Genomic DNA, 12,942 nt, shown 5'->3' on the forward strand with positions numbered 1-12,942 from the left:
GGTTAGCAGGTGACACCTGTCACGGCAGATGACTGATGCGCGGAAGTGGCGCAGCGTCGGCCCGGGTCGCATGATCTTGCCATGCGGTGGGGCCGCGGGGGATAGAGGGAAGCATGAATTCGAACGCCGAGCTGCTGAGGCAGCTGAAGATCGATAAATCGCACAAGGAAGCCCATGGTGGCGGAGGCGGTGGCAGGGGAATCCGGCTCGCGCTGATCGCAGCCGGTGTCGTGGTCTTGCTGCTCGCGGTGGGTGCCGGCGCCTGGGTCTTCGTCGCCCACCGCCCGGTCGAGGTGAAAACCGCCACGGCCGTATCGCCTTCCGCCAACGCCGAAGCGGGCGCGGTGCTCCAGGCCACCGGCTATGTGACGGCGCGTCGCCAGGCCACGGTATCGGCCCAGATCACCGGCACGCTGACCGAGGTACTGATCGAGGAAGGCGACCGGGTGAAGAAGGGCCAGGTCCTCGCCCGTCTGGAAGACAACGCGCTGCGTGCCAGCCTCGACGCCGCACGGGCCAGTGCCGCCGCGGCCCGCGCCACCGTGGCCCAGACCCAGGCCCAGCTCGAGCAGAACCTGCGTGACGCCGATCGTGCGGAGGCCCTTGTCGGGCGCGGGCTCGTCTCCAGGCAGGTGTCCGAACAGGCCCGCACCCAGGCCAATACCTTTCGTGCGCAGCTCAACACGGCGCGGCGCCAGGCCGACTCCGCCGACGCGCAGGTCCAGGTCGGACAGGTCAACCTCGACTACACCGTGGTCCGTGCACCCTTCGATGGCGTGATCACCGACAAGGCGGCCCAGGTCGGCGAGATCGTGTCGCCCCTCTCGGCCGGCGGCGGTTTCACCCGGACCGGCGTCGGCACCATCGTCGATATGGACTCGCTGGAGATCGATGTCGACGTCAACGAAGCCTATATCGGGCGCGTCCAGGCGAACATGCCCGCCGAGGCAGTGCTGGATGCCTACCCCGACTGGAAGATTCCCGCCCATGTGATCGCCATCGTGCCGGCGGCGGATCGCGGCAAGGCCACGGTTAAGGTTCGCGTCGCGCTGGAGAACAAGGACGCGCGCATCGTCCCCGACATGGGCGTGCGGGTGTCCTTCCTCGAGCGTCGCGCCCCCGTGGCGTCCGCGGCTCCGAAGGGCGTCTTCGTTCCCGCCGCGGCCGTCGTCCAGCGGGACGGCCACGACGTCGTCTTCGTCGTCGCGGACAACACGGCGAAGCGCCGTCCGGTGACCGTCGCCATGCAGGCCAGCGGCGACATGCGCCTGGTCAGCGACGGCGTGAGCACCGGTGAGACCGTGGTCGTCTCGCCGCCCGAATCACTCGCCGACGGCGCCGCCGTCAGCATCGCCAAAACCACGCCCTGACGTTTTCGGAGACATGACATGGCTACCCTGATCGACATCCAGGATCTCTCCAAGGTCTACGAACGTGGCCGGCAGAAGGTCGAAGTGCTGCACGGCGTGAACCTGAAGATCGAGGAAGGCGACTTCCTTGCGCTCATGGGGCCTTCGGGCTCGGGCAAGACCACGTTGTTGAATCTCATCGGCGGCCTCGATACGCCGACGGGCGGCAGCATCACCGTGGCTGGCGAGCGTATCGACCAATTGGGCTCCGGCGCCCTGGCCAAGTGGCGCGCCGCGCACGTCGGCTTCGTTTTCCAGTTCTACAACCTCATGCCGATGTTGACCGGCCAGCGCAACGTGGAGCTTCCCCTGCTGCTGACCAGGCTGTCGGCAGCCCAGCGCAAACAGAATGCGTCCATCGCGTTGCAGCTGGTGGGTCTCTCCGACCGTGCCACGCACAAGCCTTCGGAGCTCTCCGGCGGGCAGCAGCAGCGTGTGGCGATCGCACGCGCTATCGTTTCCGATCCCACGTTGCTGGTTTGCGACGAACCGACCGGCGACCTCGACCGCCAGTCCGCCGAAGATATCCTCGGCCTCCTGCGCGAACTCAATCGCGAACACGGCAAGACCATCGTCATGGTCACGCACGATCCGAAGGCCGCCGAGTACGCCAACCACACGCTGCATCTCGACAAGGGCACCCTTGTCGAGCAAGCCCTGGCCTGAGCGGGGATACGCGCATGAAATACATGCATCTCATCTGGGCGGCGCTGTTCCGGCGCAAGTCCCGTACGTTTCTCACGCTGGTGTCGATCCTCGCCGCCTTCCTGCTTTTCGGCATGCTCGATGCGACGCGTGCGGCGTTCGACTCCGGTGACAGCGTCATCGGCGTGGATCGACTTATCACGACCTCACGCTACTCGATCATCCAGTCCCTGCCGGCGAGCCTGCAGACGCGCATGGAAGCGATCCCGGGCGTGAAGTCGGTGGGCTACGCGAACTGGTTCGGTGGCATCTACCAGGATCCGAAGAACTTCGTGCTCAGCTTCGCCGTCAGCGACAACTACCTGGACATCTACCACGAGATGGAACTGCCGGCGGAGCAGCGCAAGGCTTACGACACCACCCGTACGGGAGCTATCGTCGGCGCTGCACTGGCCAAGCGTTTCGGTTGGAAAGTAGGCGACAAGATTCCCCTGCAGTCGACGATCTTCCCGCAACGGAACGGCGACAAGACCTGGCCCTTCGACATCGTCGGCATCTACACGCCGGCCAAGGGCGCGGCTAACGGTACGGACCAGCAGTTCTTTTTCCATCACAAGTACTTCGAGGACGCCAACGCGTTCCGCAGCATCGGCACCACCGTGGGCTGGTATGTCGTGAAGCTCACCTCGGCCGACAAGGCCGATAGCGTGGCCAAGGCCATCGACGCGCTCTCGGCCAATTCCGATCACGAGACCAAGACACAGACGGAACAGGCGTTCAATGCCTCGTTCGCCAAGCAGCTCGGCGATATCGGGCTGATCGTCTCGGCGATCATGGGCGCGGTGTTCTTCACCCTCATCCTGCTGACCGGCAACACCATGGCGCAGGCGGTGCGCGAGCGGACCAACGAACTGGCCGTGCTCAAGACCATCGGCTTCTCCAGCCAGAGCGTGCTCGGCATGGTCCTCGCCGAAGGCGTGTTGCTGCTGCTGCTGGGCGGCGTGCTCGGGCTGGCGCTCGCCGGCGTCGTCGTGCCGATCGTCGCGAAGGGCAGCGGCGGCATGCTCAACCTGCCGCCGATCGGTGCCTCCACGTGGATACTCGGGCTCGCGTTGATGGTGGCGATCGGCGCGCTGGTCGGCGCGTTGCCCGCCATCCGCGCCATGCGTCTCAATATCGTCGACGCGCTGGCCGGGCGCTGAGGAGCACGACATGAAATCACTCAAGACCTTTGGCTTCGGCCTCCTGATGCTGCTGATCGTCGCCGCCTTTCTCGCGCTCTGGATCGCGCTGCCCTGGCAGGGCGTCGTGTCGCTGGCCGTACTCCTCGCCCTGTGGATGGCACTCACGCGCCGCGGGCGGCAGACCTGGCAGGTGACCCGCGTGGGCCTGGCGACCGTGACCCAGCGCCTGGGTTCGTCCTCGGTCGTCGTGGTCGGCATCGCCGGTGTCGTCGGCGTGCTCGTGGCGATGCTGGCCATGAGCGATGGCTTTGCGGAAACCCTGCGCTCCACCGGCAACGACCGCACCGCCATCGTCCTGCGCGGCGGTTCGCAGGCGGAGCTCAATTCCATCCTCGATCGTGACAGTGCCAACGTGGTGATGCAGGCGCCTGGCGTGAAGAAGGATGCGCAGGGCAAGCCGATCGCCTCCGGCGAACTGGTCGTTGTGGCGAACCTGCCACGCAAGGGCGACCCGAACAGCGACTCCAACGTGCCCATCCGTGGGGTCAGCGAGGACGTGTGGACGCTCAGGGACCAGGTGAAGATCGTCGAAGGCCGGAAATTCCGTCCGGGCCTGGGCGAGATCATCGTCGGCAAGGGCGCGAAAGCGCAGTTTGAGGGGATCGATGTAGGCAAGACCCTCCGCCTCGCCGGGCAGAGCTGGACCGTGGTCGGCGTTTTCGAGTCCCACGATGCGCTCGAGTCGGAGCTCTGGGCGGACACGCAGAGCGTGGCCTCGGCGTATCGCCGCGGCAGCAGCGTGCAATCGGTCACGGTGATGCTGGATTCGCCGAAAGCGTTCGACACCTTCAAGGCCAATCTCGTCGCCGACCCCCGACTGAAGGTGGACGTGAGCACCACGCAGGATTATTTCAGCAAGCAGTCCGAAGGCCTGACCAAGGTGTTGCGCGCGGTGGGCATCACCGTCGGCATCATCATGGCCATCGGCGCGATCTTCGGTGCGCTCAACACCATGTTCGCCGCCATCCAGGCACGGGCCCGTGAAATCGCCACCCTTCGCGCCATCGGTTTCCGGGGTGTCCCGGTGGTGGTCTCGGTCATGCTCGAAACCATGATGCTCGCGCTGCTCGGCGGTCTGATCGGTGCCGGCGTGGTGTGGGTGATCTTCAACGGCTACACCACGTCCACGCTCGGCGCCAACTTCAGCCAGGTGGTTTTCCGCTTCCATGTCAGTGGCGAACTGCTCTGGACGGGCATCAAGTGGGCCCTGGCCATCGGTTTCATCGGCGGCCTGTTCCCCGCGCTGCGCGCGGCACGCGTGCCGGTGACGACGGCGCTGCGAGAACTCTGAGACGGCTCGCGCGGAGCCCTACAGGGCTTCGCGCAGCTCGCGAACACCGGGCTCGCTCGGCTCGATGCAGGTATGCGCATGCATCAGCCAGCGACCGCCGCGGTCGAGGCAGGCGTCGTATTCCAGGTAGTCCGCCACTGGCGAGGCGAGGCGCGAGGCAGGCGTGTCGCGAAACGTCTGGCACGAGGCCACGGCAAGGATGGCAATGCCGAACAGCGTGCCGCCGCGGGCGACGCACAGATACACGCGTCGCGACGATTTCGGGGTAAGGCGGGACATGGTCGCTCCTGGGACGGAAAGGCCCGAGCCTAGGTGTCGCTATCGCCGACCGACATCGAATAATTCTGAAAATGCGTCGCCGGAGGCCGCGAATGCGACGTCCGTCACAAACGGCGGCTTCAGGCCTTGCGTGTACGCATCATGGTGATGATGCCGACGCCCACCAGGATGATCGCCATGCCGGCCAGATCGAAGGGGCCGACGTGTTCGCCGGCGACCGCGACGCCGAACAGTACGGCCACCGGCGGGTTCACGTAGGCATAGCTGGTGGCCAGGGCCGGACGTACGGTCTTCAGTACATAGAGGTAGGCGCTGAAGGCGACGATGGAGCCGAACACGATGAGGTAGCCCAGGGCGACGGTCGCACCGACCTGCGGATGCTCGGGGAAGCGCTCGCCGTGAAGCAGGGCGATGATCGTCAGCGATACGCTGGCGCAGAGCATCTGCGCGGCGGTGTTCATCGGGCCCGACGGCATGTCCTGGCGTTTGGACCAGACCGAACCGAAGGCCCAGGCCATGGCGGCGCAGATCAGCGCGATCGCGCCGAGCGGCGATCCCGACAGCCCCGCGCCAAGGTTCAGCACGACGACGCCAACGAAGCCCAGGAGCAGGCCGACGGTCTCGCCGCGCGTGGGCCACTCGCGGTAAAGACCGCCGAACACGGCCGCGAACAAGGGCATGCTGGCGACCGCGACGGCGGCGATGCCCGAACTCACCGACTGCTCGGCGAAGCAGACCAGGCCATTGCCGCCCGCGAGCAGCAGCGTGCCGACGATGGCTGCGTTCTTCCACTGCCGCGCCGTCGGCAAGGTGGCGCCGCGCAGGCGCAGCACGGTGAACAGCAGCACGCCGGCGACGGCGAAGCGGATCGCCGCGAGCATGAAGGGCGGGTAGCTCACCAGGGCATAGCGGATGCCGAGATAGGTCGAGCCCCAGATCAGGTACATCGACAACAACGACAGCGGCACCAGCCAGCGGGGACTGGCGACGGTGGGGACTTCGTTCGCGGTACAGGCGGCGTCGGGCATGGCGGATCCAGGTTGAATCCGGAACGATATCGCCGCCGCGCGGGCGGCGGTAGCGAAACGTTCGAAGGTCAGCCTTGAGTGGCGCTCATGGCACGTTCGGTGGCGAGCAGCTGTTGCTTGATTTCCAAGCCCCAGCGCCAGCCGCCCAGGCTGCCGTCTTCGCGAATGATCCGGTGACAGGGAACCAGCAGGGCCAGCTTGTTGCTGCCGCAGGCACGACCGATGGCGCGGGCGGCCTTGGGGACGCCGAGCTTTGCGGCGAGTTCGCCGTAGCTGAGGGTTTCGCCACGGGGGATTCGCGTCAGCGCGTCCCAGACGCGCCACTGGAATGCCGTGGCGGCGATATCGATCGGCGGCATCGCCGGCGTGTCGTCGGCGTCCCAGCCGAGGTCACGGGTGACGCGCGCGATCACGGCGTCCAGCCATTCGTCGCGTCCCTCGTCGACGCGCTCACGCCCGGCCAGCGGGAACTCCTCGGCGAGTCGCGTTTCCAGCGCCGCGTCGTTCTCGCCCAGAGTCACCGAGCAAATTCCTTTGGCGGTGGTGGCCACCAGCAACCGGCCGAGCGGCGTATGCGTGGTCGTGTAGCGAATCGAAGCGCCGGCGCCGCCCGCGCGGTAGCTGGCTGGCGTCATGCCCAGCCGTCGATCGCTCTCTTCGTAGACGCGGCTGCCGGAGCCGAATCCTGCCTCATAGACCGCATCGGTGACCGCGGCGCCGTCGCGTAGCGCTTCACGCAACTGGCCGAAGCGACGGGCGCGAGCGTACTCGGCCGGGCTGACGCCATAGCGGCGACGGAAGGCGCGCTGCAGGTGGGTAGGGCTGAGTCCCGCGATAGCGGCGAGGCTGGCCAGATCGCTGGCGGAGTCCTCGCGGTCGAGCGCGGTGCGGACACGTTCGAGGGCTTCGTCGGCGGCGGGGCGCATGAACTGGACCTGGGTTTTCATCGTGGCCTCCTGATCGTTGGAGGCCAGCGTAGGCGGGCACGGTGTCCGCCACCATCCGCTTCTTGCGCGGTCGGAACTTAGTGGTGGACCGGATCGCGTTGGCGGATAACCACGAATTCGCCTTCGAGGACCTTGGGATCCTGGGTCGGGCGCGCGGCCGACGCCTGGGGCGCCGCGCTGGCGCCGCCGCGGGCGAGCTTCCACTGGCGGACGGCGAGGAAGACCAGGCCACCGGCCAGCAGCACGCCGATGACGACCACGCCGAACACCAGCAGGACGCCGAGCACAGCCAGACCGGCCACGACGGACAGGGCGCGAAGCAGCGGGTTTCGCGAACGGCGGATGGGCGGGAAGACGAAGCGCATTGGTTAAAAATCCGTATGGCACAATGACATGCGTGGTGCCCCTTTACCTTGGGGCAACCCATCCTCATAGACAAGTGCCATGACTCCTAACGCCGACACCCCGCCCTTGTGCCTCCTGGCCGACATTCCCGATGGCCAGGCCATCGAGGTGGAAGCCATCGTCAACAGCGAGGTGGAGTCGCTTCTGGTCTACCGCCACGGCGGCGAGGCGCGCGCCTACTTCAACGTATGCCCGCATGCCGGCCGACGCCTCGACTATGCGCCCGGGCGCTTCCTGGTCCGCAACGGAACGATCATCTGCGCGGCTCACGGCGCCACCTTCACGGCGGACAGCGGCGACTGCACGGCCGGTCCCTGCCGCGGCGACCGCTTGCGTGCCGTCCCTGTCGAGGTGGATGACGGAGCGGTGCGGCTTATCGGTACATGAAGTTGATGGTGACCAGGGTCAACGTCAGCACGATGAGCGTCAGGGGCAGGCCGACGCGCAGGAAATCCTTCGCGCGGTAACCGCCGGGACCGGCCACCATCATCAGGGCCGGATGGCCGGAGGGCAGCAGGAACGTATTCGACGAGGAAACGGCCACGATCAGCGCATAGGCCGACGGGTTGCCGCCCGTGCTCACGGCCACGCTGATCGCGATGGGCACCATCATCACGGTGGCGCCCACGTTCGACATGACCTGCGAGAACATCAGCGTCAGCACGGCGATGGACAGCTGCAGGGTCCACTGCGGCGCATGGCCGAGCACGGCCAACACCTCCTGGGCAATCCACGATGCCGTGCCGGTGGAATCCATCGACCAGCCGAGTGGAATCAGGCAGGCGGTGACGAAGATCGTCTTCCAGTTGATCGCCTTATATGCCTCGTCCATGTTCAGTACGCCGGTCAGCAGCATGCCGACCGCGCCGGTCATCATGGCCACGGACAGGTCGAGGTGGGTGAACAGGGCCAGGCACTTGGCCAGCACGAAAAAGCCGACGGCCTGCCAGATCTTGCCCGGACGCGCCTCTTCCTTGGGGACGTCGGTGACGACGACGAAGTCGCGATCCTCTTCGGCGAGCATGAGGTCGCGCCACTTGCTGTGCAGCACCAGGGTGTCGCCGGCTCGCAGGGTGACCGCGCGCACGTCCTCGCGGAATACTTCGTCGCCGCGGTTGACCGCCAGCACCGAAATACCGAAGCGCTTGCGCAGGCGCAACTCGCCGACGGTCTGCTTGATGAAGCGGGAGCTGGGTGGAACGACGGCCTCGGAGATACCGGCGCGCGTCGTGTTGAACTGCTCGCCGAGCTGGCGCATACGCATGGAGACGCGGCATAACTGATTGTTGGCGAAGGCATTGATCGCATCTCGCGGGGCGAGCACGCCGAGCACGGTGCCGACCCAGATCATCTGGTCGGACGGCGGCGCGACGCGGCTCTCGTTGCCGTTCTTGATCGCCAGGATCAACGGGGCACCGTGCAGTTGCTCCACCTCGCCGATGCTCATGCCGACCAGCGGGCTCTCCGCGGTGACCGTCAGCTCGGCCGTTTCGCCGGCGATGCCATAGGTGTCGGCGAAATAGCTCTCCGTGCGGCCTGGCGTGACCTTGAGGCGTTCGTCCTCGCGCTCGGGCAGGAGCTTGCGGGTGAACAGGTAGAAGAACAGCACACCGACCACGGCCAGCACGAGGCCGACGGGGGTCACGCTGAACAGGCCGAACTTGGGAATGGTATGCGCGCCCGGCGGCAGGTTGCTGTTCGCGCTGGCGATGAGGTCGTTGAGGACGATCAGCGGCGAGTTGGCGATCAGCGTGGTGTTGGTGGCCGTGAGGATGCAGAACGCCATGGGCAACAGCAGGCGGGACATCGGCACGCCCGTGCGGGCGGACAGCCGACTGGTCACCGGAATCATCAAGGCGGCCAGCGCCTGGCTGGGGATCACCGCGCTGAACAGGCTGGTCACGCTGTTGACCACCACGCCCAGGCGCGACTCCACGCCGCGCGCCATGCGCATGACGAAGGCGGCGGTGAGGTTGAGCACGCCGGCGCGGTCCAGGCCGGCGCCCATGATCATGATCGCGATGATGGCGATGACGGCGTTGCCGGCGAAGCCGTTGAACACCTGGTCGCCGGGAATGAGGCCGGTGAGCCCGATCGTGACCACGACGAGCAGGGCGACCATGTCGGCCCGGATCCACTCCAGAACGAGCATGAGCATGGTGAAGCCCACCAGGCCCAGCACGAGCATCATTTCGGGAGTGAGGGTCAGTGCCACTAGCCGGCTATCCGGATCCGGTCGATTGGGACGTGCGGTGGCATGGTCTTGCCAGGCGGCGATTGATGCCGCAGGAGTATACGCGTTGGGGGTGGCTCCCGGCTGAAGCGGGCCGCACGACGGCCCGCTTTTTTGCTGTCGGCGATCCGCTTATCAGCGGCTGAGGTTGCTCAGGGCGAGGTCCACGATCGAATCGCCGCGTCCACTCATCACCGCTTTCAGCGCATACAGGCTGAAACCCTTCACTTGCTCGCCGCTGATCTTCGGTGGCATCGACAGCTCGAGGCGATTGCTGACCACGTCGAGAAGGGCGGGGCCTTCGTGCGAAAGCACCTCGGCGACGGCCGAAGACAAGTCGCTGGCGCGAGTGACGCGGCGGCCGTGGATACCCATGGCATTGGCCATCGCGGCGAAGTCGGGATTCTTCAGTTCCACGCCCGTTTCCAGCAGGCCCGCGGCCTTCATCTCCAGCTCGACGAAACCGAGGGTGCCGTTATTGAGCACGATGACTTTCACCGGCAGGCCTTGCTGGGCGAGCGTGATGAAGTCGCCCATCAGCATGGAGAAGCCACCATCGCCCGAGAGCGAGATGACTTGCCGCCCGGGATAGGCAGCCTGCGCGCCGATGGCCTGGGGCATGGCGTTGGCCATCGAGCCATGCACGAAGGAGCCAAGCAGGCGGCGCTTGCCGTTCATGCGCAGGTAACGCGCCGCCCACACGGTCGGCGTACCGACGTCGACGGTGAAGACCGCATCCTCTTCCGCCAGCTCGCTGACCAGGCGGGTGAGCTGCTGCGGATGGATCAGGTCATGGCCCGGTTCGATCGCGGCGAGATCGTCCAGACCCTGGCGGGCACGGGCGTAATGGGCGAGGCAGCGGTCCAGGTGGCCGCGCACGCGCTTGGGTTCGATGCGTGGAAGCAGGGCACGAAGCGTCTCGCCTACATCGCCGACCACGCCGAGATCCACGCGGCAGCGCCGACCGATGTTGCCCGGGCGCAGGTCCACCTGGGCGATCTTCGCGTCTTCCGGATAGAACTGCCGGTAAGGAAAGTCGGTACCGAGCATGAGCAAGGTGTCGCAGTCCTCCATGGCATGGTAGCCGGAGCTGAAGCCGATCAGGCCCGTCATGCCGACGTCGAAGGGATTGTCGTACTCGACATACTCCTTGCCGCCGAGCGCGTGCACGATCGGCGATTTCAGGGCATCGGCCAAGGCGATCAGGTCGTCGTGCGCGCCGGCCGTGCCGCGCCCACAAAGCAGGGTGACGCGCTTGCCCGCGTTGAGCAGGGCGGCGAGCGCATCGAGTTCGCGCTCGGCCGGGATCACCTTGGGCTTCGGCGGCAACAGGCCGGCTGCAGGCGTCGCCGCCTTGACCAACGCCTTGCGCATGGCCACGTCGCCCGGGATCACCACGACGGCCACGCCTCGCTGGCCCACGGCGGCACGAATGGCCGAGTCGAGCACATGGGGCATCTGCGCGGGATCGGAAACCATCTCGCAATACACGCTGCACTCGCGGAACAGCTCGGTCGGATGGGTTTCCTGGAAATAGCCGCTGCCGATCTCGGCGCTGGGGATGTGTGCGGCAATGGCCAGCACCGGCGTACGCGAGCGATGGCAGTCGAACAGACCGTTGATCAGGTGCAGGTTGCCGGGACCGCAGCTGCCCGCGCAGACGGCGAGCTCGCCGGTCAGCTGGGACTCGCCGCCGGCGGCGAAGGCGGCGGCTTCTTCATTACGCACATGCACCCAGTCGATGCGGTGGCGTTCGCGCAGGGAATCGGTAATGGCGTTGAGGCTGTCGCCGACCAGGCCGTAAATGCGACGGACGCCGGCTTCTTCGAGGGTTTCGGCGATCAGATCGGCCACGCTTGAAATGGACATCGGGGAGACTCCGTAAGCACGAAGCCCCCTTTATGCCAGCCGGGCGGTCAAGGTGTCGTGGTCAAACCGCGCCGCGCCATTCGTACAAGAAATCCCACACCCCGTGGCCTAGCCGCGTGCCGCGACGCTCGAAATGCGTCTCGATGCGCCACTCGGGCCGCTCGGCGCTCGCACCGGGCCCCACGCGGTTATGCCAGCCCTGGGCGGCTTCCATGGTCTCGCGCATGTGTTCCGCATACGCCTCCCAGTCCGTGGCCAGGTGGAGCAGGCCGCCTGGCGCCATGCGTGAGGCGAGCAGCTCGACGAAGGCAGGCTGGACCAGTCGACGCTTGTTGTGGCGCTTCTTGTGCCAGGGATCCGGGAACCAGATGCGCACTTCGGACAGGCTGCCGGCCGGGATCTCGTGTTCGAGCACCTCGACGGCATCGTGCTTGTACACGCGGACGTTGCCGGCCTCGCGTGCCGCGAGGGCGTTCATCAGGCGGCCGACCCCGGGGCTGTGCACTTCCACGCCGATGTAGTCGCGGGCCAGATCGTGCTCGCTGGCCCAGGCCAGCGCTTCGCCATTACCGAAGCCGATTTCCAGCACGCGCGGTGCCTCGCGGCCGAACGTGGCGCCGAGATCGCGTTCGGCGCCTTGGTAATCCAGCCCGAAGCGCGACCAGTGATCGTCGAAGGCGCGCTGCTGCGCCGTCGTCATGCGACCTTCGCGCAGCACGAAGCTGCGGATGCGACGGAGGTAGGGCGCGTCGCCTGTGGTGTCGTCGTCGTGCGTCATCTCAGCCAACCAGTCCGTCGACGGGGCTCGACGCCGAGGCGAAGCGCTTGCGCGGAATGCGGCCCGCGCGGAACGCGGCGCGGCCGGCCTCCACGGCGAGCTTCATCGCATGCGCCATCAGCACCGGGTGCTTCGCTCCGGCGATCGCGGTGTTCATGAGCACGCCGTCGCAACCGAGTTCCATGGCGATCGCGGCATCCGACGCGGTACCGACGCCGGCATCGACGATCACCGGCACCCTGGCGTTTTCGACGATCTCGAGCAGGTTGTAGCGGTTCTGGATGCCGAGGCCCGAACCGATCGGCGCGGCCAGCGGCATGATCGCCGCACAGCCGATCTCTTCCAACCGCCGGGCGAGGATCGGGTCGTCCGAGGTGTAGACCATGACGTCGAAGCCGTCGGCGACGAGCTTCTCGGCGGCGACCAGGGTCTGCACCACGTCCGGATAAAGCGTGCGCTCGTCGCCGAGCACTTCGAGCTTGACCAGGTTGTGGCCGTCGAGCAGTTCGCGGGCGAGTCGGCAGGTGCGGACCGCATCCTCGGCGGTATAGCAGCCGGCGGTATTCGGCAGCAGGGTGAAGCGGTCCGGCGGCAGCGCGTCGAGCAGGTTCGGCTGGCTCGCGTCCTGGCCGATGTTCACCCGGCGAATGGCCAGGGTAACGATCTGCGCGCCCGCGGCATCCGTCGCCCGACGGGTCTCGTCGAAGTCCTTGTACTTGCCCGTGCCGGTGAGCAGCCGCGAGTGGAACGTGCGGCCGGCGACGGTCAGCAGGTCGTCGTCGGCGGGGGAATAGTGGTTCATGCGGAGTCTTCC

The 12,942-nt window shown here is 66.7% G+C and carries 13 protein-coding genes; 5 read left to right on the top strand and 8 right to left on the bottom strand.

The features are described from left to right. The first annotated feature begins 113 nt into the window (after positions 1-113). Genes VM621_RS00155 through VM621_RS00170 form a run of 4 tightly spaced genes read left to right on the top strand, consistent with a single transcriptional unit; the run spans position 114 to position 4,589 of the window. Positions 114-1,370, top strand: coding sequence for an efflux RND transporter periplasmic adaptor subunit (locus VM621_RS00155; RefSeq protein ID WP_325466966.1), 1,257 nt, complete (start codon positions 114-116; stop codon positions 1,368-1,370). An 18-nt stretch (positions 1,371-1,388) separates the two neighbouring features. Beyond that, entirely contained in the window at positions 1,389-2,075 is a 687-nt protein-coding gene (locus VM621_RS00160; protein WP_325466967.1) for an ABC transporter ATP-binding protein, read from the top strand. Between the two features lie 14 nt (positions 2,076-2,089). Continuing rightward, on the top strand, positions 2,090-3,256 hold the full coding sequence (locus VM621_RS00165) for an ABC transporter permease (RefSeq protein ID WP_325466968.1): 1,167 nt from the start codon (positions 2,090-2,092) through the stop codon (positions 3,254-3,256). A 10-nt stretch (positions 3,257-3,266) separates the two neighbouring features. Continuing rightward, entirely contained in the window at positions 3,267-4,589 is a 1,323-nt protein-coding gene (locus VM621_RS00170; protein WP_325466969.1) for an ABC transporter permease, read from the top strand. Between the two features lie 18 nt (positions 4,590-4,607). On the opposite strand, the gene VM621_RS00175 is transcribed toward VM621_RS00170, so the two are convergent. The 4 genes from VM621_RS00175 to VM621_RS00190 form a co-directional block, all read right to left on the bottom strand. Continuing rightward, positions 4,608-4,868: a hypothetical protein gene (locus VM621_RS00175; RefSeq protein ID WP_325466970.1), complete on the bottom strand. Its 261-nt coding sequence runs from the start codon at positions 4,866-4,868 to the stop codon at positions 4,608-4,610. Positions 4,869-4,987: 119 nt separating this feature from the next. Continuing rightward, positions 4,988-5,896 carry a drug/metabolite exporter YedA gene (gene yedA, locus VM621_RS00180; protein ID WP_325466971.1) on the bottom strand — a complete coding sequence of 303 codons (909 nt, stop codon included), beginning with the start codon at positions 5,894-5,896 and terminating at the stop codon, positions 4,988-4,990. A 68-nt stretch (positions 5,897-5,964) separates the two neighbouring features. Further along, the gene (locus VM621_RS00185; RefSeq protein WP_325466972.1) at positions 5,965-6,843 is read right to left on the bottom strand and encodes a methylated-DNA--[protein]-cysteine S-methyltransferase; all 879 of its coding nucleotides are present in this window, start codon (positions 6,841-6,843) and stop codon (positions 5,965-5,967) included. Positions 6,844-6,920: 77 nt separating this feature from the next. After that, positions 6,921-7,208, bottom strand: a complete 288-nt coding sequence (locus tag VM621_RS00190; RefSeq protein WP_325466973.1) for a hypothetical protein — start codon at positions 7,206-7,208, stop codon at positions 6,921-6,923. 79 nt (positions 7,209-7,287) lie between these two features. Between VM621_RS00190 and VM621_RS00195 the strand changes: the two genes are divergently transcribed. Continuing rightward, on the top strand, positions 7,288-7,635 hold the full coding sequence (locus VM621_RS00195) for a Rieske (2Fe-2S) protein (protein WP_325466974.1): 348 nt from the start codon (positions 7,288-7,290) through the stop codon (positions 7,633-7,635). Here the strand turns inward: VM621_RS00195 and VM621_RS00200 are convergent. The 4 genes from VM621_RS00200 to VM621_RS00215 all read right to left on the bottom strand — a co-directional run bounded on the left by VM621_RS00200 (position 7,622) and on the right by VM621_RS00215 (position 12,930). Continuing rightward, a complete protein-coding gene (locus VM621_RS00200) occupies positions 7,622-9,439 on the bottom strand; it encodes an SLC13 family permease (protein ID WP_325467006.1) in 1,818 nt (605 codons plus the stop codon). The genes VM621_RS00195 and VM621_RS00200 overlap by 14 nt on opposite strands. A 177-nt stretch (positions 9,440-9,616) precedes the next feature. After that, the gene (gene poxB / locus VM621_RS00205) at positions 9,617-11,335 is read right to left on the bottom strand and encodes a ubiquinone-dependent pyruvate dehydrogenase (protein WP_325467007.1); all 1,719 of its coding nucleotides are present in this window, start codon (positions 11,333-11,335) and stop codon (positions 9,617-9,619) included. A 76-nt stretch (positions 11,336-11,411) separates the two neighbouring features. Further along, a complete protein-coding gene (gene trmB, locus VM621_RS00210; RefSeq protein ID WP_325466975.1) occupies positions 11,412-12,128 on the bottom strand; it encodes a tRNA (guanosine(46)-N7)-methyltransferase TrmB in 717 nt (238 codons plus the stop codon). Between the two features lies 1 nt (position 12,129). Continuing rightward, on the bottom strand, positions 12,130-12,930 hold the full coding sequence (locus VM621_RS00215) for a thiazole synthase (RefSeq protein ID WP_325466976.1): 801 nt from the start codon (positions 12,928-12,930) through the stop codon (positions 12,130-12,132). Between the last annotated feature and the right edge of the window lie 12 nt (positions 12,931-12,942).

The sequence above is a fragment of the Luteibacter sp. genome (genome assembly GCF_035539195.1).
Taxonomy (GTDB): domain Bacteria; phylum Pseudomonadota; class Gammaproteobacteria; order Xanthomonadales; family Rhodanobacteraceae; genus Luteibacter.

What these genes read in the sequence shown, in the direction of transcription:
- VM621_RS00155 (WP_325466966.1), top strand. Translation starts at nt 114, where the DNA reads ATGAATTCGAACGCCGAGCTGCTGAGGCAGCTGAAGATCGATAAATCG.
- VM621_RS00160 (WP_325466967.1), top strand. Translation starts at nt 1,389, where the DNA reads ATGGCTACCCTGATCGACATCCAGGATCTCTCCAAGGTCTACGAACGT.
- VM621_RS00165 (WP_325466968.1), top strand. Translation starts at nt 2,090, where the DNA reads ATGAAATACATGCATCTCATCTGGGCGGCGCTGTTCCGGCGCAAGTCC.
- VM621_RS00170 (WP_325466969.1), top strand. Translation starts at nt 3,267, where the DNA reads ATGAAATCACTCAAGACCTTTGGCTTCGGCCTCCTGATGCTGCTGATC.
- VM621_RS00175 (WP_325466970.1), bottom strand. Translation starts at nt 4,868, where the DNA reads ATGTCCCGCCTTACCCCGAAATCGTCGCGACGCGTGTATCTGTGCGTC.
- yedA (WP_325466971.1), bottom strand. Translation starts at nt 5,896, where the DNA reads ATGCCCGACGCCGCCTGTACCGCGAACGAAGTCCCCACCGTCGCCAGT.
- VM621_RS00185 (WP_325466972.1), bottom strand. Translation starts at nt 6,843, where the DNA reads ATGAAAACCCAGGTCCAGTTCATGCGCCCCGCCGCCGACGAAGCCCTC.
- VM621_RS00190 (WP_325466973.1), bottom strand. Translation starts at nt 7,208, where the DNA reads ATGCGCTTCGTCTTCCCGCCCATCCGCCGTTCGCGAAACCCGCTGCTT.
- VM621_RS00195 (WP_325466974.1), top strand. Translation starts at nt 7,288, where the DNA reads ATGACTCCTAACGCCGACACCCCGCCCTTGTGCCTCCTGGCCGACATT.
- VM621_RS00200 (WP_325467006.1), bottom strand. Translation starts at nt 9,439, where the DNA reads ATGATGCTCGTGCTGGGCCTGGTGGGCTTCACCATGCTCATGCTCGTT.
- trmB (WP_325466975.1), bottom strand. Translation starts at nt 12,128, where the DNA reads ATGACGCACGACGACGACACCACAGGCGACGCGCCCTACCTCCGTCGC.
- VM621_RS00215 (WP_325466976.1), bottom strand. Translation starts at nt 12,930, where the DNA reads ATGAACCACTATTCCCCCGCCGACGACGACCTGCTGACCGTCGCCGGC.